Origin of the sequence: Roseateles sp., from assembly GCF_047654805.1 — a bacterium.
GTDB lineage: Bacteria > Pseudomonadota > Gammaproteobacteria > Burkholderiales > Burkholderiaceae_C > Pelomonas.
In genome coordinates this window covers 3,243,262-3,267,021 of sequence record NZ_JASGIV010000001.1, presented here as the reverse complement: position 1 = coordinate 3,267,021, position 23,760 = coordinate 3,243,262, and the positions used below count along the sequence as shown (strand labels likewise).

The 23,760-nt window shown below is 65.6% G+C and carries 21 protein-coding genes, 1 tRNA gene and 1 pseudogene; 16 read left to right on the top strand and 7 right to left on the bottom strand.

Annotation, left to right across the window (positions count from 1 at the left end; genetic code table 11):
- The first annotated feature begins 58 nt into the window (after positions 1–58).
- Together tnpC and QM732_RS14735 are read left to right on the top strand one after the other, a co-directional pair.
- Positions 59–1,684, top strand: coding sequence for an IS66 family transposase (gene tnpC / locus QM732_RS14740; RefSeq protein ID WP_415656874.1), 1,626 nt, complete (start codon positions 59–61; stop codon positions 1,682–1,684).
- A gap of 2 nt (positions 1,685–1,686) precedes the next feature.
- Positions 1,687–2,190 (top strand): hypothetical protein, encoded by a 504-nt coding sequence (locus QM732_RS14735; RefSeq protein WP_415656123.1) that lies wholly within the window; start codon positions 1,687–1,689, stop codon positions 2,188–2,190.
- Positions 2,191–2,232: 42 nt separating this feature from the next.
- Here QM732_RS14735 and QM732_RS14730 read toward each other — a convergent pair.
- The 4 genes and pseudogenes from QM732_RS14730 to radC form a co-directional block, all read right to left on the bottom strand.
- Positions 2,233–2,819: pseudogene (locus QM732_RS14730) on the bottom strand (IS5 family transposase); the annotation flags it as partial.
- 51 nt (positions 2,820–2,870) lie between these two features.
- Entirely contained in the window at positions 2,871–3,515 is a 645-nt protein-coding gene (locus QM732_RS14725) for a hypothetical protein (RefSeq protein ID WP_415656873.1), read from the bottom strand.
- 154 nt (positions 3,516–3,669) lie between these two features.
- A complete protein-coding gene (locus QM732_RS14720) occupies positions 3,670–4,320 on the bottom strand; it encodes a Smr/MutS family protein (RefSeq protein ID WP_415656872.1) in 651 nt (216 codons plus the stop codon).
- Positions 4,317–4,991: a RadC family protein gene (gene radC / locus QM732_RS14715; RefSeq protein ID WP_415656871.1), complete on the bottom strand. Its 675-nt coding sequence runs from the start codon at positions 4,989–4,991 to the stop codon at positions 4,317–4,319. Before radC ends, QM732_RS14720 begins: the two co-directional genes overlap by 4 nt.
- A gap of 41 nt (positions 4,992–5,032) precedes the next feature.
- On the opposite strand from radC, the gene QM732_RS14710 reads away from it, so the two are divergent.
- From QM732_RS14710 to QM732_RS14695, 4 genes are all read left to right on the top strand, one after another.
- Entirely contained in the window at positions 5,033–5,476 is a 444-nt protein-coding gene (locus QM732_RS14710) for an FKBP-type peptidyl-prolyl cis-trans isomerase (RefSeq protein ID WP_415656870.1), read from the top strand.
- Positions 5,476–6,453 (top strand): 4-hydroxy-3-methylbut-2-enyl diphosphate reductase, encoded by a 978-nt coding sequence (gene ispH, locus QM732_RS14705; RefSeq protein WP_415656869.1) that lies wholly within the window; start codon positions 5,476–5,478, stop codon positions 6,451–6,453. Before QM732_RS14710 ends, ispH begins: the two co-directional genes overlap by 1 nt.
- Before the next feature lie 76 nt (positions 6,454–6,529).
- The gene (serS, locus tag QM732_RS14700) at positions 6,530–7,825 is read left to right on the top strand and encodes a serine--tRNA ligase (RefSeq protein ID WP_415656868.1); all 1,296 of its coding nucleotides are present in this window, start codon (positions 6,530–6,532) and stop codon (positions 7,823–7,825) included.
- Between the two features lie 60 nt (positions 7,826–7,885).
- Positions 7,886–7,976, top strand: a tRNA-Ser gene (locus QM732_RS14695).
- 295 nt (positions 7,977–8,271) lie between these two features.
- Here the strand turns inward: QM732_RS14695 and QM732_RS14690 are convergent.
- Entirely contained in the window at positions 8,272–9,015 is a 744-nt protein-coding gene (locus tag QM732_RS14690; RefSeq protein ID WP_415656867.1) for a LuxR C-terminal-related transcriptional regulator, read from the bottom strand.
- A gap of 102 nt (positions 9,016–9,117) precedes the next feature.
- Positions 9,118–10,095, bottom strand: coding sequence for an NADPH:quinone oxidoreductase family protein (locus tag QM732_RS14685; protein WP_415656866.1), 978 nt, complete (start codon positions 10,093–10,095; stop codon positions 9,118–9,120).
- A 91-nt stretch (positions 10,096–10,186) separates the two neighbouring features.
- Here QM732_RS14685 and surE point away from each other — a divergent pair, with 91 nt between their 5' ends.
- From surE to QM732_RS14655, 6 genes are all read left to right on the top strand, one after another.
- Positions 10,187–10,930 (top strand): 5'/3'-nucleotidase SurE, encoded by a 744-nt coding sequence (surE, locus tag QM732_RS14680; protein ID WP_415656865.1) that lies wholly within the window; start codon positions 10,187–10,189, stop codon positions 10,928–10,930.
- A gap of 57 nt (positions 10,931–10,987) precedes the next feature.
- Positions 10,988–11,800 (top strand): protein-L-isoaspartate(D-aspartate) O-methyltransferase, encoded by an 813-nt coding sequence (locus QM732_RS14675; RefSeq protein ID WP_415656864.1) that lies wholly within the window; start codon positions 10,988–10,990, stop codon positions 11,798–11,800.
- A gap of 62 nt (positions 11,801–11,862) precedes the next feature.
- Entirely contained in the window at positions 11,863–12,735 is an 873-nt protein-coding gene (locus tag QM732_RS14670; RefSeq protein ID WP_415656863.1) for a peptidoglycan DD-metalloendopeptidase family protein, read from the top strand.
- Between the two features lie 176 nt (positions 12,736–12,911).
- A complete protein-coding gene (gene rpoS / locus QM732_RS14665; protein ID WP_415659386.1) occupies positions 12,912–13,790 on the top strand; it encodes an RNA polymerase sigma factor RpoS in 879 nt (292 codons plus the stop codon).
- A 30-nt stretch (positions 13,791–13,820) separates the two neighbouring features.
- A complete protein-coding gene (gene rlmD, locus QM732_RS14660) occupies positions 13,821–15,173 on the top strand; it encodes a 23S rRNA (uracil(1939)-C(5))-methyltransferase RlmD (protein WP_415656862.1) in 1,353 nt (450 codons plus the stop codon).
- A gap of 159 nt (positions 15,174–15,332) precedes the next feature.
- Entirely contained in the window at positions 15,333–16,844 is a 1,512-nt protein-coding gene (locus QM732_RS14655; protein WP_415656861.1) for a glycoside hydrolase family 5 protein, read from the top strand.
- A gap of 432 nt (positions 16,845–17,276) precedes the next feature.
- Here QM732_RS14655 and QM732_RS14650 read toward each other — a convergent pair whose 3' ends face one another.
- Entirely contained in the window at positions 17,277–17,969 is a 693-nt protein-coding gene (locus QM732_RS14650) for a Bax inhibitor-1/YccA family protein (protein ID WP_415656860.1), read from the bottom strand.
- Between the two features lie 91 nt (positions 17,970–18,060).
- On the opposite strand from QM732_RS14650, the gene QM732_RS14645 reads away from it, so the two are divergent.
- The 4 genes from QM732_RS14645 (at position 18,061) to carB (ending at position 23,739) form a co-directional block, all read left to right on the top strand.
- Complete coding sequence (locus QM732_RS14645; protein ID WP_415656859.1) at positions 18,061–18,462, top strand: GlcG/HbpS family heme-binding protein; 402 nt, start codon at positions 18,061–18,063, stop codon at positions 18,460–18,462.
- A gap of 167 nt (positions 18,463–18,629) precedes the next feature.
- Positions 18,630–19,790, top strand: coding sequence for a glutamine-hydrolyzing carbamoyl-phosphate synthase small subunit (carA, locus tag QM732_RS14640; protein WP_415656858.1), 1,161 nt, complete (start codon positions 18,630–18,632; stop codon positions 19,788–19,790).
- Between the two features lie 21 nt (positions 19,791–19,811).
- The gene (leuE, locus tag QM732_RS14635) at positions 19,812–20,453 is read left to right on the top strand and encodes a leucine efflux protein LeuE (protein WP_415656857.1); all 642 of its coding nucleotides are present in this window, start codon (positions 19,812–19,814) and stop codon (positions 20,451–20,453) included.
- Between the two features lie 10 nt (positions 20,454–20,463).
- Complete coding sequence (gene carB / locus QM732_RS14630; protein WP_415656856.1) at positions 20,464–23,739, top strand: carbamoyl-phosphate synthase large subunit; 3,276 nt, start codon at positions 20,464–20,466, stop codon at positions 23,737–23,739.
- Positions 23,740–23,760 lie beyond the last annotated feature (21 nt).

The window sequence follows — 23,760 nt, the reverse complement described above, 5'->3', positions numbered from 1 at the left end:
CGGTTGACAGCGCAAGTGCCAATGGCAGGCCGATGTTCGATGCGGCACCATGCTGCGCATGCCCAGTGCAGTTGCCCCCACCCCTGATCTGACGAGCCTGCCCGCCGAGGTGCTCGCGCTGATTGAGCGGCTGCAGCAACAAGCGCGGGTCGATGCGCAGGAACTGGCCCACCGTGGCCGGGAGCTCACGCTGGCGCAAGCCAAGATCGACAAGCTCAACTTCGAGATTGCCCGGTTGCGCCGCTGGCAGTTCGACGCCAAGACCGAGGCCATGACCGCTGCACAGCGACTGCTGTTCGCTGAAGCCCTTGCCGAGGACGAAGCCAGCCTGCAGGCGAAGTTGGCCGAACTGCAGCGCGGCCTGCCCGAGGCGCCTAAGACGCCCAAGGCACCCCCGCGCAAACCGCGGCGCCAGGCGCTGCCCGAACATCTGGAGCGCGTGGAGCACCGCCACGAGCCCGAGGACACCACCTGCCCGAACTCCGACTGCGGCCAGCCCATGCAGCGCATCGGCGAGGACGTCAGCGAGAAGCTGGACATCGTCCCGGCGAAGTTCTTCGTCCACCGGCACATCTACGGCAAGTGGGTGTGCCGGTGCTGCCAGGTGCTCCGCCAGGAACCGGCCGAGCCCGACGTCGTCGACGGCGGCATCCCGGCGGCCGGGCTAGTGGCCCACACGCTGATCAGCCGCTTCGTCGACCACCTGCCGTACTACCGGCAAGAGCCGATCAACGCGCGCTCCGGCGTGCACACGCCGCGCTCTACGCTGGCCAGTTGGGGCGGCGCTGGCGGCGCGAGCCTGGAGCCGCTGTACGAGCTGCACCGAGCCTTCATCCTGAGCTGCCGGGTGCTGCATGCCGACGAGACGCCGGTGCCACTGCTGGACCCTGGTGCCGGCAAGACGAAGAAGGCCTATGTCTGGGCATGGGCACGCAGCCATCACGACCCGCACCCGGGCGTGATCTACGAGTTCTGCCTGGGTCGAGGATCGCAGTACCCGCTCGCCTTCCTCGGTGGCAAGGGGCCACCTGCGCCGGAACCCGCCTGGAACGGCACTCTGATCACGGACCAGTATGGGGGCTACAACGCCGTGCTGGACGGCAAGCTTTACCCGCAGCGCAAGTCGGCGGCATGTGCCGCGCATGCCCGTCGTCGCTTCGAGGAGCTCAGCCGCGGTGAGCACAGTGCCAGCGCCGTGGCCGCCGAGGCCATGCAGCGCTGGGCACGGATCTACCGTGCCGAAGGCGCCTTCGGCGAGATGTCCCACGACGAGCGCCGCCAGGCACGCCAGGCGGTGAGTCGGCCGCTGTGGGAGGAGCTCCAGGTGTGGCTGAAGCTGCAGCGCACGCAGGTGCTCGATGGCAGCAAGATCGCCGAGGCGATCGACTACAGCCTGAACGCCTGGCCGGCACTCACGCTACACCTGGACGACGGGGCCGTGGTCATCGACAACAACCTCATCGAGCGGCAGATCAAGCCCTGGAAGCTTGGAGCGAAGAACTGGCTGTTCGCCGGCAGCGCGTTGGCCGGCCAGCGCGCTGCGGTGGTGATGAGCCTGGTGCAGTCGGCCAAACTCAACGGCCTGGATCCGTGGGCCTATCTGCGCGATGTGCTGGCGCGCATCCACTCACACCCGAGCCACCGCCTCGAAGAACTGCTGCCGCACCGCTGGCGGCCCACCTGACAATGGAACGGATCAACTTGCCCGTGATCGTGCAGGCCCAGCGTGCCGTCCAGCGGATGAGCCTGGAGCAGAAGGTGGCGCTCACCGATGAGATCTTCGTGAAGCAGCCCACGTTGCTCGCGTCGATCCTGGTGCTGCCGCGCATGGGCGTGGCCATGGCGCAGTTGGATGTGGCGATTCACGTCCTGCTCGTCACGTTCCAGGCGATGAAGCTCAGCGGTCACCAGTGGCCCGTCGTCACCGAGGACATCCAGGAGGGATGCCTACAGCGCCTGACTGCCCGTGCGCGCTTCAACGAGGGGCTGCCGCCTGAGTTGGTCGCCCAGATCGTCCAGAAGTTCTGTGACGAGCATCCCGAGCGCAATCTGCTTGCATTCGCCTACGGCTATCTCGGCGACCACGACCTGTGGGCCGTGCGTACCGAGGCTGAGAAGTACTTGGTACTGGCCACTCTCAACCTCGTGGAGTGCGTCGCCTTCGTCGGATCCGCAGCTGCGGCGAGATAGCCCCGCTTCCAGACTGAGTCAAGGTGGAGCGGCTGGACGCTCACTGCTCAGGGGCGGCACGACAGGGATGAACCCCAGGTCGAGTGCGAGCTGCCGAGTTTCGTTGCCCTCGTAGGCGCGATCCATCAACAGATGCAAAGGCCGATTGGGCGCACCGAGCCGCTTCAGCAGAGCTCGCCCCTCGGGAGCATCGTGCGCCTGCCCTGGTGACAGCGAGAAGGTTATGGCCGTGCGCGCGTCCGCCGCGACGAGATGGATTTTGGTGTTCCACCCACCACGGGATTTGCCGATAGCTTGCGGACCGTTTTTTTTGGCGCGCCGGTGCCATCGGGGTGCACCTTGACGCTGGTGCTGTCCAGCGACACCGCTTCAATCTTGATCTGCACGATCTGCGCCTGCTGCAATTGCTCGAAGGTCCGGTCCAAAACGCCCGACTTTGCCCAGCGGCTCATGCGCGTGTAGATCGTATGCCAGTTGCCGAAGCGCTTGGGCAAGCCGCGCCATTTGCAGCCGTGCTCAGCAACGTAAAGGATGGCATTCAACACCTGCAGATTCGACAGGCTGACATTGCCGCGTTGCAGCGGCAAGCAGTGCTCGATCTGCGCGAATTGGGCTGCTGTGATCTCCATGCACTCACTGTCGCAGCCCAATTGCTTTGGTGCAATTAGTGTTAACAGGCCCTAGTCGATCCTGAACGCGAACTCCTGTTGGAACATCGCATCACCCTGGCACTGGTAGCCGGCAAGGGCGGATTCCACTGAGCGCTGCAGTGAGCGCCTTGTCTTGCCATCCATGGCGCCCTGGGTCACGCGCAAGTCCGTGCCGACGACGCGGCCGCCGCGTACCGTGGCAATCACTTGCAGCACCGCTTCGCCGCTCCAGTTGACAGCAGGGACCTCGGGGCGGGGCATCACGGAACAGACCGCGCCCGGGAGCTGGACCTGCGTCCTGTCGATGCTTTGCTGCGGCAGCGCGACGCTGGGTGTGGCCGGGCCAGGAGTGCTAGGCATCGGCTCTCCGCGCGCCGTCGTGATACCGCCGGTAGGTGCTTCCTGCGGAGGGAAGACGTCAAATATCGGCGGTTGGACCAGGGGCACCTGAGGGTCGCGCAGTGTCGGCTTTTCGGGATGTCGTTGCGGCGGTGGCGGATCGGTAACGACGTCAGGCGGCAGCGGCTTGAACGTGGCGACTTCAGGGGGCCTGGGTGGCGCCTTGATCAGCCCCGCACTCAGCGCCCAGATGCCTGCGACGTGCAGGGCAACGACCAGGCCGATGCCGACATAGCTCTTGGGCTGAGGCGCACGATCAGAAAAGGTGTGGGACATGGGTTCTCTCCTCGTCGGGGCTGGGAAACCGGATGTCGCGCAGGTGGCGGCTTGCGCCCAGACTACTCTGGCCTAACGGGCCCGGTCAATGGCGTTGAACCGCGTGTCTGCCGCGCGACGCACCGAGCTGGCGGCATTTGCCGTCAGCCGTGTGTCAGACCGTTCCGTTCAACAGCACGATGAGGGCGCCGGCGCCGCCGTCGCTGGCGCGCGCCTGCACAAAGGCCAGCACTTCGCTCTTCTGTACGAGCCAGCGTCGCACCCGCCCCTTGAGTACCGGCTCTCGGCCTGGAGAGCCGTGACCCTTTCCGTGCACGACGCGCACGCATCGCAGGCCGCGTCGTGCGCTGTCGTGGACGAAGAGGCCCAGGGCCTCCCGCGCCGCGTCGCGGCGCAGCCCATGCAGGTCGAGCTGGGCTTGCAGGGCCCAATGGCCGCGACGCAGCTTGCGCACGACCTCGAGGCTGATGCCTTCGCGCCGAAAGCTCAGCGTCTCGTCGGTGTCCAGCAGCGACTCGACATCGATCTCGTCCGACAGGGCCTGCAACAGCACGGCGCGTTCGTCCGCCTCGCGTTGGCGGGGTTCCGGTGCGGGCTGTTCGCGCTCGTGCAGCACTCGGTCGACGCGGCGCAGCGGCGTCACGGGCCCTACGCTGAGCTCGAAGGCGCGCCGTTCCTGCTCCGCCAGCCGCAGCGCTGCGGCGCGGTGCTCACGCTCCAGTTCGACCGCCAGCCGCGCGGCGGCGAGCTCGCGCGCGAGCGGCTTGAGGTCGGCGAGGCTGCGTACCGCCGCTGGCTTGCTCACAGCAGGCCCCGCTCGGCAAAGGAGACGACCTCGCCGGCGCCGACAACGAGGTGGTCGACGACGCGCACGTCCACCAGGGCCAGTGCCTGGCTGAGTTGGCGCGTCAACTGTTCATCGGCCTTGGAGGGCTCGGCGACGCCACTGGGGTGGTTGTGGGCCAGGATGGTCGCGCCGGCACCCAGGGCCAGCGCGCGCTTGACGACTTCGCGCGGGTGTACGGTGGTCGAGGTCAGAGAACCCTGGAACAGCGTCTCCATGGCGATCAGCCGCAACTGCGCGTCCAGGAACAGCACGGCGAACACTTCGTGGTCCAGGCCGCCCAGATGCAGGCGCAGATAGGTCTTGACCGCGTCGACGTCGTTCAGCGCCGGTTTCTCGGCCAACTGCTGGTTCAGCGAGCGGCGTGCGATTTCCAGCACGGCGGCGATCTCAGCGCGTTTCGCCGGCCCCAGGCCTCTGACCTGGGCCAGGTCCTGCACGTCGGCAGCCAGTAGTCCGGCCCAGCCACCGAACCGGTCCAGCAGGCTCTGCGCCAGATGCAGCACCGGCATGCCCTGGATGCCGGTACGCAGCAGCAGGGCCAGCAGCTCGGCGTCCGCCAACGCCTGCGGTCCGCGGGCGAGCAGCTTCTCGCGCGGGCGGGCGTCCGGGGGCAGATGGGTCAGCGGCATAAAATCGGCAGTCTAGCCAAGCGCTCCCAGACCTCTCTCGAATGAACCCCATCCAGGCCGGCTCTTTCCTTACGTTGCATTACCGGCTCTCGGGCCCGGACGGCGCCGACATCGTCAACACCTTCGGCGACAAGCCCGCGACGCTGTCGTTGGGTGCCGGCCAGCTGTCGCCGGCCATCGAAGCGCGCCTGCTCGGACTGGCCGAGGGAGCGCACGAGCGCTTCCAGCTGGCACCCGGCGAAGCCTTCGGCGATCGCAACCCCGAGCTGTTGCAGCGCGTGAAGCTGACACTGCTGCGTCAACTGGGCGATCCGGATGAGGTCTACAACGTCGGCGACGTCGTGCAGTTCCCCGGCCCGGACGGGCAGGGTGGCTATGCCGGCGTCGTGCGCGAGCTGGGCGAGGAGGCGCTGCTGTTCGATTTCAACCATCCGCTCGCCGGTCAGCCGGTGAGCTTCGAAGTGCAAGTGATCGGGGTGCTGTGATGAGTGCTGCCCAGCAACTCCAGGAAGTGCTGCTGGCCGAGCCGCGCGGCTTCTGTGCCGGTGTGGACCGCGCCATCGAGATCGTCGAGCGGGCGTTGCTCAAGTTCGGCGCGCCCATCTACGTGCGCCACGAGATCGTCCACAACACCTACGTCGTCAACGACCTGAAGTCGCGCGGCGCCATCTTTATCGAGGATCTGGCCGAGGTGCCGGCCGGAGCGACGCTGGTGTTTAGTGCCCATGGCGTCAGCCAGGAGGTGCGCCGCGAGGCCGCAGCCCGTGGCTTCAATGTCTTCGATGCAACCTGCCCGTTGGTGACGAAGGTCCACGTCGAGGTGGCCAAGCTGCACCGCGAGGGCTACGAGTTCGTCATGATCGGCCACAAAGGCCATCCCGAGGTCGAGGGCACCATGGGCCAGCTGTCTGAAGGCATCTTCCTGGTGGAGGACGTCGAAGATGTCGCCAAGGTGCGCGTGAGGGATCCCGCCAAGCTCGCCGTCGTCACGCAGACCACGCTGAGCGTTGATGATGCTGCCCAGATCCTGGCCGAGGTGAAGCGCGTCTTCCCGCAGGTGCGCGAACCCAAGAAGCAGGACATCTGCTACGCCACCCAGAACCGCCAGGACGCGGTCAAGCTGCTGGCGCCGCAGGTGGACGTGGTCATCGTCGTCGGTAGCCCCACCAGTTCCAACAGCAACCGGCTGCGCGAGCTGGCCGAGCGCCTGGGCACGCCGGGCTTCATGGTCGATGCTGCTGAAGACTTGAAGGCCGAGTGGCTACAAGACCGCCCGCGTGTGGGCCTAACGGCCGGCGCCTCGGCGCCCGACGTGCTGGTGCAGGCTGTCATCAGCCGGCTGCGCGAGTTCGGCGCGACGACGGTGCGCAGCCTGCCGGGCGTCGAAGAGAACGTGCACTTCCCACTGCCCATGGGGCTGGGCGACAAGTCCATGGCCGAGGTGACGCGTTCATTGTCTTGACGCCGATGCCTCACGCATCCGGCGGCGCTGTGACATCGGCGCCGTTTTCGCATCCGATTCCCCAAGGTTTTCATCCATGCTCGACATCACCCAACTGCGCAAAGACCTCGATGCCGTCATCGAGCGTCTGAACATACGCAAGACCCCCCAGCCCTTCCTCGACGTGGAGCGCTTCAAGGCGCTCGAAGCTGAGCGCAAGGCCGTGCAGACCCGCACCGAGGAGCTGCAGGCGCGCCGCAATGCGCTGTCCAAGCAGATCGGCATGGCCAAGGGCAAGGGCGAAGACGCTTCGGCGCTGATGGCCGAGGTCGGCGGCATCGCGGACGAGCTGAAGGCTGGCGCCGAGCGCCTGGATGCCATTCAGCATGAACTCAACGAGATGCTGATGGGGGTGCCCAACCTGCCCGACGCCAGCGTACCGGCGGGCAGCGATGAGGCCGGGAACGTCGAGGTGCGCCGCTGGGGCCAGCCGCGCGCGTTCGAGTTCGACGTCAAGGACCATGTCGACCTCGGCGCGTCGCTGGGCCTGGACTTCGAAACCGGCGCCAAGCTATCGGGTTCGCGTTTCAGCTTCCTCAAAGGCCCTGTCGCCCGGTTGCATCGGGCCCTTGCCCAGTTCATGCTCGACGTGCAGACGACGGAGCATGGCTATACCGAGTGCTATACGCCCTATATCGTCAACCGAGAGATCCTCGAGGGCACGGGCCAGTTACCCAAGTTCAAGGAAGACATGTTCTGGGTGCTTCGTGGCGGTGATTCGGAACACCCCGAGCAGTACCTGATCTCGACATCGGAAATCTCGCTGACCAACACGGTGCGCGACAGCGTGCTAAAGGCGGAGGATCTGCCCGTCAAGCTGACAGCCCACAGTCCTTGCTTCCGCTCGGAGGCCGGTTCGGCCGGTCGCGACACGCGCGGCATGATTCGCCAGCACCAGTTCGACAAGGTCGAGATGGTGCGCATCGAGCAGCCAGAACACAGCATGGCGGCACTGGAGGAGATGACGGGTCACGCTGAGGCCGTCTTGCAGAAGCTGGGCCTGCCTTACCGCACCATGCTGCTGTGTTCGGGTGACATGGGCTTCGGCGCCACCAAGACCTACGACCTGGAGGTTTGGCTGCCGGCGCAGAACACCTACCGCGAGATCAGCTCCTGCTCGAACATGGGCGCCTTCCAGGCCCGTCGCATGAAGGCGCGCTTCAAGAATGCTCAGGGCAAGAACGAGCTGGTGCACACGCTGAATGGCTCGGGCCTCGCTGTGGGCCGCACATTGGTGGCGGTGCTGGAGAACTACCAGAACGCCGATGGCAGCATCACCGTGCCCGAAGCGCTGCGGCCCTACATGGGTGGCATCGACACGTTGCGAAGCTGAGCTTCAGCGGCGCAAAAAAGCTGGCTATAATGATCGGCTTCGCACCAGCGCACCGAATCAGGAGAGGTGGCAGAGTGGTCGAATGTACCTGACTCGAAATCAGGCGTACGGTATCCCCGTACCGAGGGTTCGAATCCCTCCCTCTCCGCCAAGTAGTAAGCAAAAATGGGCCTTCGGGCCCATTTTTCATTTCCGTTCTACCAATGACCACGCTTGCTGGAGTCTCTGAAACGGATTGGGTCGCCCGCAGAAGCGACGGCGCCTTTTCACCAGAATGCTGCGTCGGATATCTCGCCCAATAGCGGGCGGCTCTTGCAAACGGCCGATCTAGGCTGTCAGTGGAAGTTCCCCGGGGTGTTAATTTGGGGCGGCAGACATTGGTAGCGCAGAAACAAGAAGCCCCAGAAGGGGCTAAATCGTTGCCCTCACAGGCAAATCGGCGCTGGTTAGACCAGGCCCTGCTTTGACGCCAGCACGGCCGCTTCGGCGCGGCTGCTGACATTAAGCTTCTTGTAGATGGACTTGATGTGGTCGTTGACGGTGAACCACTTGATACCCATCAGGTTCGCGATCTCCTTGATCGTGAAACCCTTGCTCAGATAGGTCAGCACCTCGCTCTCACGTGGCGTCAGGCGTTCCCACTCGGGAGGAGGGTCCAGCGCCACGCCACGACTGTTGGCGAAAGACGCCTGCGACGTCGAAAGCGCGCCGAAGCCGGAGTTCAACGGCATCGCGCCGCTGTCACTGGAGCTGGGCCGGAAGTGCGACAGCAACCGGCGCGCGATGGCCGGCGACAGTGGCGGCTGGCCGCGCACGATGCGCTGCAACTCCTCCACCAGCACCTCGAAGCGGTCTTCCTTGAGCAAATAGCCATCGGCACCGCATTGCAGGGCCGGGAACAGGTGGTCATCGTCCGAGTAGAGCGTCGTGACGATCTTGATGGCCGTCGAGCCTGTCAGTTCGGTCAGGAACTCCATGCCATTGCCGTCGGGCAGTTCGAGGTCCACCAGGATGAGCTTGAAGCCGACCTCCGGGTTGCCGGCAGACAGCTTGGCCACCTGGCGGCGGGCGTTCTCGAGGTCGCCGACCTCGGTGATCTCCATGGCATCGCTGAAGCTCTCTCGAACCACGCGGCACAGGAAGCTGCGGGCAACGGGGTTGTCTTCGATGATGAGAACTTTGACGGTCATGGCGCGGGGCGGGCGGCGGCTGTCGATTCGACCGCTGAATGTAGCGCACCGCCCCGTGCAGACCCGGGCCTGACACCCCGGCCTAAGCCCCCGTTTCAGGCTTCAAGGATTGGTAAGAACCAACTTGCCGACAACCTCGCGAGCCGCCATGCGAGCGAACGCTGCAGGCAGTTCCGCCATGGGCAGCACTCGGTCCAGCACCGGCTTGATCTTGCCCGCGGCGTACCAGGCGGCCAACTCACCCAGCATCTTGGCGTTGCGGCCGGGCTCGCGTTTGGCGAACTCGCCCCAGAACACGCCGACGAGGGAGGCGCCCTTGAGCAGGGCCAGGTTGAGCGGCAGCGCCGGGATCTGCCCCTGTGCAAAGCCGATGACGAGGTACCGGCCGCGCCAGGCGATGGAGCGGAAGGCGGCCTCGGCCAGATCGCCGCCGACGGGGTCGTAGATCACGTCTGGCCCCTTGCCCTCGGTCAGGGCCTTCAGTTCGTCGCGCAGGTTCTGCGTGGTGTAGTTGATGACTGCGTCCGCGCCCAGCGCCTTGCAGGCCTCGCATTTGGCATCACTGCCGGCCGCGGCGATGACGCGCGCACCGGCGGCCTTGGCGATCTGCAGCGCCGCGGTGCCAACGCCACCCGCTGCCCCAAGGATGAGGACCGTCTCGCCGGACTGCAGTGCGGCGCGGTCCATCAGCGCGTGGTGGCTGGTGGCGTAGGTGCAGATGAAGGCCGCGGCGTCCTCGAAGGCGAAGCCTTCGGGCAGCGGCATGGCCAGCACGGCCGGAATGCAGACTTCGGTGGCGAAGCCGCCTAGACCGCCGAAGGCCGCGACACGCTGGCCCACGGCAAAGCCCCTGACGCCATCGCCCACCTCGCTGACGACACCGGAGAACTCCGTGCCCGGCACGAAGGGCAGGGCTGGTTTCATCTGATATTTGTTCTGCACGATGAGCAGGTCAGGGAAGTTCAGGCTGGCGGCCTTGATCTGCACGCGCAGGTGCCCCGCCGGCAGTGCCGGCGCCGGCAGTTCGCGCCATTGCAGCGCTTCGACGCCTACCGGGTTTTCGCACAGCCATGCTTTCATCGTCGTCTCCGATTTCCTGAAACGGCCATGATAGGAATCAAGGTGGTTACACCCGGTCTCGCAGGTGACGCTCTCCCTACAATTGGCAACCATGCGCATCCTGATTTCCAACGACGACGGCTACCTTGCTCCCGGCCTCGCGGCTCTCGTGAAAGCTTGTGAGGGCCTGGGCGAGATCGAGGTCATCGCCCCCGAGCAGAACGCCAGCGGCACCTCCAATTCGCTGACCCTGAACCGGCCGCTGAACGTCTATCGTGCCGCCAACGGCTTCCGCTACGTCAGCGGCACGCCGTCCGATGGCGTCCACCTGGCGCTGACCGGCCTGCTGGGTTACCGGCCCGACCTGGTGCTCTCGGGCATCAACAACGGCGCCAACATGGGTGACGACACGCTGTACTCCGGCACCGTTGCTGCAGCGACCGAGGGCTATTTGTTCGGCATCCCGTCAATCGCCTTCTCGCAGGCGGAGAAGGGCTGGGGCGAACTTGAGGCCGCGGCTCGCGCGGCGCGCAGCGTCGTGGAGCAGGTCATTGCCGGTGGTCTGGGCCAAGGCTTCCTGCTCAACGTCAACATCCCCAATCGTGCCGATGCCGACAAACTGCCGCGCCGCGTGACCCGCCTGGGGCGGCGACATGCCAGCGAGGGCATCATCCAGCAGGTCAACCCGCGCGGCGAAACCATCTACTGGATCGGCCCGGCGGGCGACGCCAGGGATGCTGGCGAGGGCACGGACTTCCATGCCACAGCGAACGGCCAAGTGTCGATCACGCCGCTGCAGGTGGACTTGACGGAGCATGCGTCCCTTGGCAACTGGGCGCAACGCCTGGGTCTTTGACGACATGATCACCCCTACGCTCGCTGGAGCGCCCGCGGGCGGCCGGGTGGCACTGGCATGAGCACCCCAAAGCGTTTTCCCGCCAGCCTGAAGTCGGCCGCCTCTCCCCAGCGCGAGCTGCTGATGCCGCAGCGTCATCTGCGTCAGGCCACGGCCGACGCAGCCCGGCTGGCGCGGCCAAGCGGCACAGGGTTGGACAGCGGCGCCGTGCGTGAGCGCATGGTGGCCCGGCTGCGTGCCGAGGGCAAGTTCGACGAGCGAGTACTGGCCGCGATGGCCAGCGTGCCGCGCCACGAGTTCGTCGACAGCGCACTGGCTGCCCAGGCCTACGAGGACACGGCACTGCCCATCGGCCATGGACAGACGATTTCCAAGCCTTCTGTCGTCGCCCACATGCTGGGCCTGCTGATGGCTGGCGCCGGGGCTCGCCAGCGCAGCGCGCTGGGCCGGGTGCTGGAGATCGGCACGGGCTGCGGCTACCAGGCCGCAGTCATCGCGCTGCTGGCGCGCCACGTCACCTCCATCGAGCGCCTGCAGGGCCTGCACGAGAAGGCCAGGCTCAATCTGCAGCGTGTGACCTTGCCCAGGCCCCATGCAGTGCCGCGCCTGGTATGGGGTGATGGCCGCGTCGGCCACTCGGCCAGCGGCCCCTTCGACAGCATCATCGCGGCCGCCGGTGGCGAGGATATTCCGCAAGCCTGGCTGGAGCAGCTCGCGCCTGGGGGGCGCCTCATAGCCCCGACCGTGTCCAGCGGCCGCGGGCAGGTACTGGTCGTGCTCGACCACGTCGTCGAGGGTGGTGTCGGACGCTGGGTTCGGAGCGAACATGAGGCCGTGCTCTTCGTCCCCCTAAAATCTGGCGTCGTCTGACGAGGCCGACGGCGCACCGCGCCACACAATCGGGTCGGCCTCCAACGTGCTCCAGCCACACGATGCCCTATAGCCTGCGCCTTCTACTCGTCGTCACCACCTCGCTGCTGCTCAGCGCCTGCGGCACTTCGCTGCATCAAGCCCCGGTCGAGGACCGCAACCCGCTGCCTCCCAAGCCGGCGGCTTCGGCGCCGGCTCCCGCGGCCTCTGCTCCCGCAGCGGCCGAGGTCAAGCCGCCGCCCGGCGCCGAGAACGCAGGCAAACCCGGCTACTACACCGTCAAGCCGGGAGATGCGCTGATCCGCATCGCGCTGGACAACGGCCAGGGCTGGCGCGACATCGCGAAGTGGAACAACCTCGACAACCCCAATCGAATCGAAGTCGGTCAGGTGCTGCGCGTCGTGCCGCCAGGCGTGGATGCGAGCGCCGTGACGGCCAAGCCCATCGCCAGTGCGCCCAAGGTCGAATCGAGACCGCTGGACAGCAAGCCTCCGGTGGCAGCCGCCAGTGCGCCTACGAACGCCGGCGCTGCTTCGCCCGCTACGGCTGCCGCGTCGTCCGACGATGATGGACTGGCCTGGGGCTGGCCCGTTGCGCATCCGGTCAGCGCCGGTTTCGACGAGCAGCGCAACAAGGGCCTGGACTTCGCGGGCAAGGCGGGTGACCCGGTGCTGGCCGTCGCCGATGGACGCGTCGTTTACGCCGGTTCGGGCTTGCGCGGCTACGGCAACTTGGTCATCATCAAGCACAACAACACCTACCTGACTGCGTATGCCCACAACCGGGCGATGCTGGTCGAGCAGGACCAAGTCGTACGCAAGGGTCAGAGGATCGCCGAGATGGGCTCCACCGAGAGTGACACCGTCAAGCTGCACTTCGAAGTGCGCAAGCTCGGCAAGCCTGTCGACCCGGCCAAGCTGCTGCCGGCGCGCTGAGGACGCGGCAGGCAGGACCGCACCACTGGGCCAGCGAACCTGCCATGAAACGCGCTGTGTCCAAATCCAACGGCCACGAGGGCGTCAGCCACGAACCTGGCGTCATGTTGTCGGCGCTGAACGGCAACGGTGGCGATCCCGACCCGGGCCCCGAGGCGCCCGATGAAGAAGGGCAGATGCTGCGTGCCACGGGCGACGAGGTCGAACTGGGCAACGCGCTGCAGGCCTATCTGCGCGACATCCGGCGCACGCCGCTGCTGACGCCGCAGCAGGAGTTCGACACCGCCCAGGCCGCGCGCTCGGGCGACTTCGAGGCCCGTCAGGCCATGATCGAGCACAACCTGCGCCTGGTTGTCAGCATCGCCAAGAACTACCTGGGCCGGGGCCTGCCGATGAGCGATCTCATCGAGGAGGGCAACCTCGGCCTGATGCACGCGATCAGCAAGTTCGAGCCGGAGCGCGGCTTCCGCTTCTCGACCTACTCGAGCTGGTGGATACGCCAGAGCATAGAACGTGCGCTGATGCACCAGGCCAGGCTGGTGCGGCTGCCGGTGCACATCGTGCGCGAGCTGAACCAGGTGCTGAAGGCGCGTCGTGCGCTGGAAGCCCTCCAAAGCGCCAACGGGTCGGAAGGGCGTGTGCGCGCCGAGGATGTGGCCCAGGCGCTGGGGCGGCCGGTCGACGAAGTGGCGGAGCTGCTGGCCTATGCCGAGCTGCCCAGCTCCCTCGATTCGCCGGTGGACCGCAATGGCGAGGGGGGCGAGTCCATGCTGGATCTCGTCGCCGACGACCAGGCCATCGACCCCATGGGCCTGCGTCTTTCGCACGAAGTCGAGGAGTTGCTGCAGCATGGTCTGGCCAGCCTGAACGACCGGGAGCGCGAGGTGCTGTCGGGCCGCTACGGCCTGTCGGATCGTGAGCCCGAGACACTGGACGTGCTGGCCATCCGCCTGAAGCTGACACGCGAGCGCATCCGTCAGATCCAGATCGAGGCGCTGGCCAAGCTGAAGCGCAACATGATGCGTCACGGCGTGGACCGGGATTCGATCTTCTGATCTCTTGCACGAGCCTCGGATAATCCGGGGATGACTCAGACAACGGATTGGCTCAAGGTCGAGAGCATCGAACTTGAGGCGCAGGGCGTGGCGCACAACGTCGAGGGCAAGGTGGTCTTCATCGATGGAGCCTTGCCGGGTGAAGTGGTGAAGGCGCAGATCTCGCGCCGCAAGAACAACTGGGAGCAGGGCCAGCTCACCGAAATCAAGAAGGAAAGCCCGCTCCGCGTGACACCGGGCTGCCCGCATTTCGGCCTGCATCCCGGTGCATGCGGCGGCTGCAAGATGCAGCACCTGCATGCGGGCGCGCAGGTGGCCATCAAGCAGCGCGTGGTGGAAGACCAGCTCTGGCACCTGGGCAAGGTCAAGCCCGAGGTGCTGCTACGTCCCATCGAGGGGCCGACGTGGGGCTATCGCTACCGCGCCCGCTTCTCGGTGCGCTACGTGCAAAAGAAGGGCGTGGTACTGATAGGCTTTCACGAGCGCAAGAGCCGCTACGTGGCAGACATGCAGGTCTGCAAGGTCGTGCCTCCCGTCGTCAGTGACCTGCTGATGCCGCTGCGCGAGCTGATCGCGGCCATGGCCGAGCGTGACCGGCTGCCGCAGATCGAGCTGGCCATGGGCGACGAGGTCATCGCCCTCGTGCTACGTCACCTGAACCCGCTGCCGGATGGCGACGTGGCGATGCTGCGCGAGTTCGCCGCGAAGCACGGCGTGCAGTGGTGGTTGCAGCCCAAGGGGCCGGACACCGTGAAGCTGCTTGATGCAGGTGGCGCCGAGCTGGCCTATGCGTTGCCAGAGTTCGGCATCCGCATGCCGTTCAAGCCGACGGACTTTACCCAGGTCAATCCGCATATCAACGCGTCGCTGGTGGGGCGCGCACTGCGCTTGCTGGCGGTGCACAAGGGCGACCGCGTCATCGACTGGTTCTGCGGCCTGGGCAACTTCACGCTGCCGCTTGCCACACAGGCGCGCGAGGTGCTGGGCATCGAGGGCAGCGAGACGCTGGTGCAGCGCTCGCGCGAGAACGCCAAGGCCAATGGCCTGGCGCACAAGACGAGCTTCGTGGCCCGCAACCTGTTCGAGATGACACCCGAGCTGCTGGCCCTGGATGGTACGGCCGACCGCTGGCTGATCGACCCGCCGCGCGAGGGCGCCTTCGCGCTGGCCAAGGCGGTGGCCGACATCGCCCAGGACCCCTCGCTCGCGCCGGGCTGGGTGCCCCCCAGGCGCATCGTCTACGTCAGCTGTAACCCGGCGACGCTGGCGCGCGACGCAGGCCTGCTGGTCAATGTGGCCGGCTACCGCTGCACGGCCGCGAGCGCGGTCAACATGTTCCCGCACACGGCACACGTGGAGAGCATCGCCGTTTTCGAACGCTGATCGCCCGGCTCGGACGAGCCAGATCCGGCCTGCCGCAATGCAGAGGGCCGGATCTTTTGCTTTCCGGCCTCCGTGTTAGTCCGGAATCGGCGCCAGGCCGATGTCGACAAAATGAGTAAACAAAAAGTGTTTAGTTCATTTGGAGACAAGAGGCCGGCCATGCTGATTCGCAACCCACTCCCACGCCTGTTGGGCGTTGCCTGCCTGGCCCTGGGCCTGGCGCCTGTTTCACTTGCCCAGGCGGTGGATCTGCCGCCGCTGGCGCTCAAGCGAGGCGTCAATGCCCTGGGCTATGACCCGTTGTGGAGCGAGCCCGCCAAGGCGCGCTTTCAGCCGCGACACATGCAGGCCATCCGAGATGGCGGCTTCGACCATGTCCGGCTGAATCTGCATGCCTTCGAGCACATGGACGCGCAAGGGCGGCTGTCGGCCGCCTGGCTGAAGACGCTGGACGAGATGACGGCCGCGGCGCTGAATGCCGGCTTGCAGGTCATCCTCGACCAGCACAATTTCAACGACTGTGCCAAGGAGATCGACCTGTGCCGTGCGCGGCTCAAGGCTTTTTGGCGCCAGGTCGCGCCGCGCTACAAGGATGCGCCCGATGCGGTGCTGTTCGAGATCCTGAATGAGCCCAATGGCGCGGCCGATGCGGTCTGGAACGACATGCTGGCCGAGAACCTGGCCATCATCCGTGAGACCAATCCCCGGCGCCGCGTTGTCGTCGGCCCCAGGTTCTGGAATTCGCTGGACCATCTCGACAGCCTGAAGCTGCCCGAGGCCGACCGCAACCTGGTTGTCACCTTTCACTACTACACGCCGATGGAGTTCACCCACCAGGGCGCGTCGTGGACGCCGCAGTTCCAGAAGCTGTCCGGCGTGACCTGGGGTACGGCCGCGGAGCTGGACAAGCTCAAGCAGGACTTCGACCGCGTCAAGGCCTGGGCCCTGCGTGCGGGCCGGCCCATTCTGCTAGGCGAGTTCGGTGCGCTCGAGACTGCCGGCATGGCGCAGCGCGTGGGCTGGACCGCGGCGGTCGCCCGGGCCGCCGAGGCGCGTGGCTTCGGCTGGAGCTACTGGCAGTTCGATTCCGACTTCGTCGCCTGGGACATGAAGGCGGACGGTTGGGTGAAGCCCATCCTGAACGCCCTCGTGCCGGTGACGGGCGCAGGGCCCCAGGCGGTGGCGCGCAGCGCTGACCCGGCGCTGGATCACCTGATCAATGCGCCCAAGGTCAGTGCCTGGTCGGTCTATGGCGAAGGCCAGTCCACACAGCAAGTGCCCTGCGAGGCTTCGGGCAAGACCTGTCTGCGCGTCGATCTGCAGGGCAAGCGCACCAACCCCTGGGACAACGGCGTGATCGCCCCCATCACCGGCGACATCCGCAAGGGTGACAAGCTGCAGGTGCTGATCTGGATGCGGCTAGATACGGACGACGCCAAGGCCAAGGTCAGCGTGCCTGTCTCGCTGCAACTGAACGCAGCGCCCTACACGGCCCTGCTGTCCGGCGTGGCGACGCTGACCAGCAAGCTAGAACCCGTGGTGCTGAACGGCACGGCCCAGGCCGACCAGGCGGCAGGCACGGTGATGCTGTCGGCCCATGTGGGTCAGGTGGGCCAGCCGATGTGGTTCAGCGCGCCCTTCGTGCTGCGCAACTATGTGCCGGCCAAGTAGGCAGGAGGTGGCAAGTCGCCGATGGCCGCAAAGCCGTCGCGGCTCCGTCGTGCCTAGAAATCGGGATGCTCTGGCTGAGCCCGCTGCCCGGGCGAGGCGCAGGCCTGTGCGCCCGCAGGGACCGCGGCGACGTGGCCCAACTGCATTCCCGCTTGCACCGGAGTTGGCGGGGCACAAGGCTTCGAGAGAACTGAAATTCCTACGGCGGCAGGACTACAAACAGGTAGGCACACAGGCAAATCCAGTTCCTGTGAACGCAGCGGTCACAGCCTCGTGGATGCGCCCGTCGCGTCCTGCCGGGTAGCCTTCCACTTTCTTCTGGAATGAACGATAAATTGTTGATTCGAAGAGGATTTTTCCATCTTCGGCTCAGTATCTTGGGCAAAAACAAAGGCGGCCCTGCAGGCCGCCTTTGTCATGGGGGGGGGTGCGTCAGTCGCGGTCGCCGCCGAAGATGCCCAGCAGCGACAGCAGGCTCTGGAACACGTTGTAGAGGTCCATGTAGATGGCCAGCGTGGCGGAGATGTAGTTGGTCTCGCCGCCGTCGACCACGCGCTTGATGTCGTAGAGCATGAAGGCCGAGAACACGCCCAGCATCAGCACCAGGATGGTCAGCATCAGTGCCGACGACTGCAGGAAGAAGTTCGCGATGCAGGCGACGAACAGCACGACGGCGCCGACCGTCAGGAACTTGCCCATGCCGGACAGGTCGCGCTTGATGACGGTGGCCAGCGTGGCCATCGTGAAGAACACCGCTGCCGTGCCGCCGAAGGCGGTCATGACCAGTGAGGTGCCGTTCTTGAAGCCGAGCACGTAGCCGATCAGCCGTGAGAGCATCAGGCCCATGAAGAACGTGAAGGCCAGCAGCGCGGCGACGCCGGTGGCGGACTCCTTGGTCTTCTCGATGACGAACATCAGACCGAATGCGCCGACGAAGAACACGATCATGCTGATGCCGGGGCTCATCAGCTGGAACAGGCCGGTGGCAACGCCGACCCAGGCGCCCAGCACGGTCGGCACGAGGGACAGGGCCAGCAGCCAGTAGGTATTGCGCAGCACGCGCTGACGGTCGGCGGCCAGACCCATCCCGGCATGGCCGTATTGGGTTTGCAAGCTTTCGTTCATGACGATCCTCCGGGAGACGAATGGAAACCGCAGGGATTCTAGGGCGGTACCGGACGGCTACATTGGGGCCTGTACCTGGGAAAGCAAGACCATGAAACAGCAAGCTCAACTCGAACTCCAAGACGTCAAGCGCATCGCCGCCGCCGCCGAAGCTCACGCGACCAGCAAGGGCTGGGCCGTGTCCATCGCGATCGTCGACGCTGGCGGCCATCTGCTGTGGCTGCAGCGCCTGGACGGTGCATCGCCAAGTTCTGCGCTGTTTGCGCCTGCCAAGGCCCACACGTCGGCACTGGGGCGGCGCGAATCCAAGGTCTACGAGGACATGATCAATGGTGGCCGCCAGTCCTTCCTCAGCGTGCCAGGCATGCATGGCATGCTGGAGGGCGGCGTGCCCATCCTTGTCGACGGGCAGTGCGTGGGCGCGGTGGGCGTGAGCGGTGTCAAGTCCAGCGAGGACGCCGAGATCGCCAAGGCGGGCATCGCGGCACTTTGAGGGGGCACGCCAGGGTCGCGAAGGCTCGGTACTAACCCTTGTCGGCTATACTCGATAGGTTTACCTGAACCCCACGCTGCCCGGCACAAAACCGCTCTGGTTTCTTCAAGTTGATCCGTCTTGGGACGGATCGATGCTGGGCAGGCGCCCCACTTGCGGAGACCCTTGTGCTGACTGACCTGCTCCATCCCCCTCAAGCAATCTTGGCTCTGGCGGATGGGACGGTGTTCCGAGGCCAGTCCATCGGTGCCACCGGCCAGACCGTCGGCGAAGTGGTGTTCAACACCGCGCTGACCGGCTACCAGGAAATTCTGACCGACCCCAGCTACTGCAAGCAGATCGTCACCCTGACATATCCGCATATCGGCAGCTATGGCGTCAGCGAAGAGGACGTGGAAGCGTCCAAGGTGTTCGCTGCCGGTCTGGTCATCAAGGACCTGCCCATTCGCGCGTCCAACTTTCGCTCCGGCAAGACGCTGGACGCCTACCTGCGGGAGCAGGGCACGGTGGCCATAGCTGGGCTGGACACGCGTCGTTTGACGCGCGTTTTGCGTACCCATGGCGCGCAAAACGGCTGCATCCTGGCGCTGCCCGCGGGTGAAGCGCTGACGCAGTCCCACATTGACACTGCCGTCGCCGCCGCTAAGGCCGCGCCGTCCATGGCCGGCCTGGACCTGGCCAAGGTGGTCAGCCGTGCCGAGAGCGAGGTATGGACCGAGACTGAATGGAAGCTCGGCAGCGGCTACGGCCAGCAGACCGCGCCCCGGTTCCACGTCGTCGCCTATGACTTCGGTGTCAAGAACAACATTCTGCGCATGCTGGCCGAACGTGGCTGCAAGGTCAGCGTCGTGCCCGCGCAGACGCCTTCCAGCGCCGTATTCGACCTCGAGCCGGATGGCGTTTTCCTGTCCAACGGCCCTGGCGACCCGGAGCCCTGCGACTATGCGATCAAGGCCACGGCCCAGTTGATCGAGTCCGGTATCCCCGTCTTTGGCATCTGCCTGGGTCACCAGATCCTGGCACTGGCCAGTGGCGCCAAGACCTTCAAGATGAAGTTCGGCCACCATGGCGCCAACCACCCGGTCAAGGACCTGGACAGCGGTCGCGTTGGCATCACCAGCCAGAACCACGGTTTCGCGGTTGATCCCGACACGTTGCCGGGCCACCTGCGCGCCACGCACATCAGCATGTTTGACGGCACGCTGCAGGGCATCGCCCGCACCGACAAGCCGGCCTTCAGCTTTCAGGGACACCCCGAAGCCAGCCCTGGCCCGCACGACATTGCATACCTGTTCGACCGTTTCATTGGCCTGATGAGCAAGGCCTAAATCGGAACTCGGGAGCCTCGCATGTTTGGCATCACCGACCTCGGCACCTACCTCGCGGCAGCGATCTTCATCATCTTGCTGCCGGGGCCGAATTCGCTGTACGTGTTGTCCGTCGCCGCCCAACGGGGTGTACGGGCTGGCTATACGGCAGCGTGCGGCGTGTTCGTGGGTGACACGGTGCTGATGACGGCCGCGGCCGCCGGCGGGGCCTCGCTGCTGATGGCTAGCCCGCAGATCTTCTTTGTCGTGAAAATGGTCGGGGCAGCCTATCTTGGCTGGATCGGCATCCAGCTGCTGCGCGGTGCGCTGAGCACCTGGCGCGGCGAGGCCAAGGCCGATGACGCGCCGCGCGTCGTGGACGCCAGCCAGCCCTTCCGCAAGGCACTGGTCGTCAGCTTGCTGAACCCCAAGGCCATCGCCTTCTTGCTGTCCTTTTTCATCCAGTTCGTCGATCCGGCCTATCCGCATCCGGCGCTCACCTTCCTGATCCTGGGCACCATCATCCAGGTGCTCAGCTTCATCTATCTCTCGACGCTGATCTTTGCGGGTGCCCGCCTGGCCGCGGCTTTCCGCGCGCGCCGCCGTCTTTCCAGCACGGCCAACGCCAGCGTCGGCGCACTTTTCGTTGGGTTCGGGGCCAAGCTCGCGACCGCCACTCTCTAAGCAGACCGCCATGCCGAAACGTACAGACCTAAAAAGCATCCTCATCATCGGCGCCGGCCCGATCATCATCGGCCAGGCCTGCGAGTTCGACTACTCGGGCGCCCAGGCCTGCAAGGCGCTGCGCGAGGAGGGCTACAAGGTCATCCTGGTGAACAGCAACCCGGCAACCATCATGACGGACCCGGACACGGCCGATGTCACGTACATCGAGCCCATCACCTGGCAGGTGGTCGAAAAGATCATCGCCAAGGAGCGCCCCGATGCCGTGCTGCCGACCATGGGTGGCCAGACCGCGCTGAACTGTGCGCTGGACCTGCACAAACACGGTGTGCTGGCCAAGTACAACGTCGAGATGATCGGCGCCAACGAGGTCGCCATCGAGAAGGCCGAGGACCGCCTGAAGTTCAAGGATGCGATGACCAAGATCGGTCTGGACTCGGCCAAGTCGGGCATCGCGCATACGCTTGAGGAGGCCTGGGGGGTGCAGAAGCGCATCCACGCCGAGATCGGCGGCAGCGGCTTCCCGATGGTCATCCGCCCCAGCTTCACGCTGGGCGGCACCGGTGGCGGCATCGCCTACAACCCGGAAGAGTTCGAGACCATCTGCAAGCGCGGCCTGGACCTGTCGCCGACCAATGAGCTGCTCATCGAGGAGAGCCTGATCGGCTGGAAGGAGTACGAGATGGAGGTCGTCCGCGACAAGGCGGACAACTGCATCATTGTCTGCTCCATCGAGAATCTGGACCCGATGGGCATCCACACTGGTGACTCCATCACTGTGGCGCCTTCGCAGACGCTGTCCGACAAGGAGTACCAGCTGCTGCGCAATGCGTCGCTGGCTGTGCTGCGCGAGATCGGCGTGGACACCGGTGGCTCCAACGTGCAGTTCTCGATCAATCCGAAGAACGGCCGCATGATCGTCATCGAGATGAACCCGCGCGTGTCGCGCTCATCCGCATTGGCGTCCAAGGCCACGGGCTTTCCCATCGCCAAGGTCGCGGCCAAGCTGGCCGTCGGCTACACGCTGGACGAGTTGAAGAACGACATCACCGGCGGTGCCACGCCAGCGTCCTTCGAGCCCAGCATCGACTACGTCGTCACCAAGATCCCGCGCTTTGCCTTCGAGAAGTTCCCGATGGCCGACTCGCGCCTGACGACGCAGATGAAGTCCGTCGGTGAGGTGATGGCCATGGGCCGTACCTTCCAGGAGTCGTTCCAGAAGGCGCTGCGCGGCCTGGAGACCGGCATCGACGGCCTGACGGAGCGCAGCAGCGACCGCGAAGAGATCGTGCAGGAGATTGGCGAAGCCGGCCCCGAGCGCATCCTGTTCCTGGCCGATGCCTTTCGCATCGGCATGACGCTGGACGAGATCTTCGAGGAGACCGCGGTGGACCCGTGGTTCTTGGCTCAGATCGAGCAGTTGATCCAGATCGAGGGAGACCTGAAGGGCCGCAGCATCGAGTCCGTCACCGAGCCCGAGCTGCGTCTGCTGAAGACCAAGGGTTTCTCGGACAAGCGCCTGGCCAAGTTGCTGGGCACCAACCAGCACGAAGTCCGCGCCCGCCGCCACGCATTGAATGTGCGTCCGGTCTACAAGCGCGTGGATACCTGCGCCGCTGAGTTCTCGACGCAGACCGCCTATATGTACTCCACGTACGAAGGCGAGGGCGCCGAGTGCGAGGCCAACCCGACCGGCAAGAAGAAGATCATGGTGCTGGGCGGTGGCCCGAACCGCATCGGTCAGGGCATCGAGTTTGACTACTGCTGTGTGCACGCCGCGCTTGCCATGCGCGAGGATGGCTACGAAACGTTGATGGTCAACTGCAACCCCGAGACCGTCTCCACCGACTACGACACCAGCGACCGCCTCTACTTTGAGCCCGTCACGCTGGAGGATGTGCTAGAGATCGTCGACAAGGAAAGGCCGGCTGGCGTCATCGTGCAGTACGGCGGCCAGACGCCGCTGAAGCTGGCGCTGGACCTGGAGCGCGCTGGCGTGCCCATCATTGGCACGACACCGGATTCCATCGACATCGCCGAGGATCGTGAGCGCTTCCAGAAGTTGCTGCATGAGCTGGGCCTGAAGCAGCCGCCCAACCGCACTGCACGCACCGAAGAGCAGGCGGTCACGCTGGCCAACGAGATCGGCTACCCGCTGGTCGTGCGTCCCAGCTACGTGCTGGGCGGCCGAGCGATGGAGATCGTGCACGGTGACAAGGATCTGGAGCGCTACATGCGTGAAGCGGTGCGCGTGTCCGAGAAGTCGCCGGTGCTGCTGGACCACTTCCTGCAAGATGCCGTCGAGGTCGACGTGGACTGCATCTCCGACGGCACCGACACGATGATCGGCGGCATCATGGAGCACATCGAGGCGGCCGGCATCCACTCCGGAGACTCGGCCTGCTCGCTGCCGCCGTACACACTGGCGGCCGACGTGCAGGATGAGCTGCGCCGCCAGACGGCGGCCATGGCCAAGGCGCTGAAGGTCGTCGGCCTGATGAATGTGCAGTTCGCAATCCAGGGCGACGTTGCCAAGGGCCTGGAGCACTGCACGATCTATGTGCTGGAAGTGAACCCGCGCGCGTCGCGTACCGTGCCTTACGTCAGCAAGGCCACGGGCCAGCAACTCGCCAAGGTGGCCGCGCGCTGCATGGCCGGCGTGAAGCTGAAGGACCAGAAGGACCGCAGCGGCAGGCAGCCGCGTGAGGTCGTGCCCCCGTACTACAGCGTCAAGGAAGCCGTTTTCCCGTTCAACAAGTTCCCGGGCGTGGACCCCATCCTCAGCCCCGAGATGCGTTCGACCGGCGAGGTCATGGGTGCCGCCCGTACCTTCGGCGAAGCCATGCTGAAGAGCCAGATCGGCGCCGGCTCGCGCCTGCCGCGCCAGGGCAATGTGTTGATCACGGTCAAGAACAACGACAAGGCTCGCGCCGTCGCAATCGCCAAGGATTTGCACGAGCTGGGCTTCGGCATCGTTGCGACCAAGGGTACCGCCGCCGCTATTGCGGAGGCCGGCGTGCCGGTCAAGCTGATCAACAAGATCAAGGACGGTCGCCCGCACATCGTCGACGCCCTCAAGGGCGGTGACATCCAGCTCGTCTTCACGACGGTGGACGAGACCCGCACGGCCATCGCCGACAGCCGCTACATCCGTCAGGCGGCCCTCGCCAACCGTGTCACCTACTACACGACGATGGCGGGCTGCGAAGCTGCCGTGGAAGGCATGAAACACCAGGACGGGCTGCTCGTGCAATCCCTGCAGGAACTGCACGCCGAGCTGGCTTAAACTTCGCATTTACTGATTCCG

Bases quoted from the DNA above. Each gene is read 5' to 3' on its own strand.
- tnpC (WP_415656874.1), top strand. From the start codon at position 59: ATGCCCAGTGCAGTTGCCCCCACCCCTGATCTGACGAGCCTGCCCGCC.
- QM732_RS14735 (WP_415656123.1), top strand. From the start codon at position 1,687: ATGGAACGGATCAACTTGCCCGTGATCGTGCAGGCCCAGCGTGCCGTC.
- QM732_RS14725 (WP_415656873.1), bottom strand. From the start codon at position 3,515: ATGTCCCACACCTTTTCTGATCGTGCGCCTCAGCCCAAGAGCTATGTC.
- radC (WP_415656871.1), bottom strand. From the start codon at position 4,991: ATGCCGCTGACCCATCTGCCCCCGGACGCCCGCCCGCGCGAGAAGCTG.
- QM732_RS14710 (WP_415656870.1), top strand. From the start codon at position 5,033: ATGAACCCCATCCAGGCCGGCTCTTTCCTTACGTTGCATTACCGGCTC.
- ispH (WP_415656869.1), top strand. From the start codon at position 5,476: ATGAGTGCTGCCCAGCAACTCCAGGAAGTGCTGCTGGCCGAGCCGCGC.
- serS (WP_415656868.1), top strand. From the start codon at position 6,530: ATGCTCGACATCACCCAACTGCGCAAAGACCTCGATGCCGTCATCGAG.
- QM732_RS14690 (WP_415656867.1), bottom strand. From the start codon at position 9,015: ATGACCGTCAAAGTTCTCATCATCGAAGACAACCCCGTTGCCCGCAGC.
- QM732_RS14685 (WP_415656866.1), bottom strand. From the start codon at position 10,095: ATGAAAGCATGGCTGTGCGAAAACCCGGTAGGCGTCGAAGCGCTGCAA.
- surE (WP_415656865.1), top strand. From the start codon at position 10,187: ATGCGCATCCTGATTTCCAACGACGACGGCTACCTTGCTCCCGGCCTC.
- QM732_RS14675 (WP_415656864.1), top strand. From the start codon at position 10,988: ATGAGCACCCCAAAGCGTTTTCCCGCCAGCCTGAAGTCGGCCGCCTCT.
- QM732_RS14670 (WP_415656863.1), top strand. From the start codon at position 11,863: ATGCCCTATAGCCTGCGCCTTCTACTCGTCGTCACCACCTCGCTGCTG.
- rpoS (WP_415659386.1), top strand. From the start codon at position 12,912: ATGCTGCGTGCCACGGGCGACGAGGTCGAACTGGGCAACGCGCTGCAG.
- rlmD (WP_415656862.1), top strand. From the start codon at position 13,821: ATGACTCAGACAACGGATTGGCTCAAGGTCGAGAGCATCGAACTTGAG.
- QM732_RS14655 (WP_415656861.1), top strand. From the start codon at position 15,333: ATGCTGATTCGCAACCCACTCCCACGCCTGTTGGGCGTTGCCTGCCTG.
- QM732_RS14650 (WP_415656860.1), bottom strand. From the start codon at position 17,969: ATGAACGAAAGCTTGCAAACCCAATACGGCCATGCCGGGATGGGTCTG.
- QM732_RS14645 (WP_415656859.1), top strand. From the start codon at position 18,061: ATGAAACAGCAAGCTCAACTCGAACTCCAAGACGTCAAGCGCATCGCC.
- leuE (WP_415656857.1), top strand. From the start codon at position 19,812: ATGTTTGGCATCACCGACCTCGGCACCTACCTCGCGGCAGCGATCTTC.
- carB (WP_415656856.1), top strand. From the start codon at position 20,464: ATGCCGAAACGTACAGACCTAAAAAGCATCCTCATCATCGGCGCCGGC.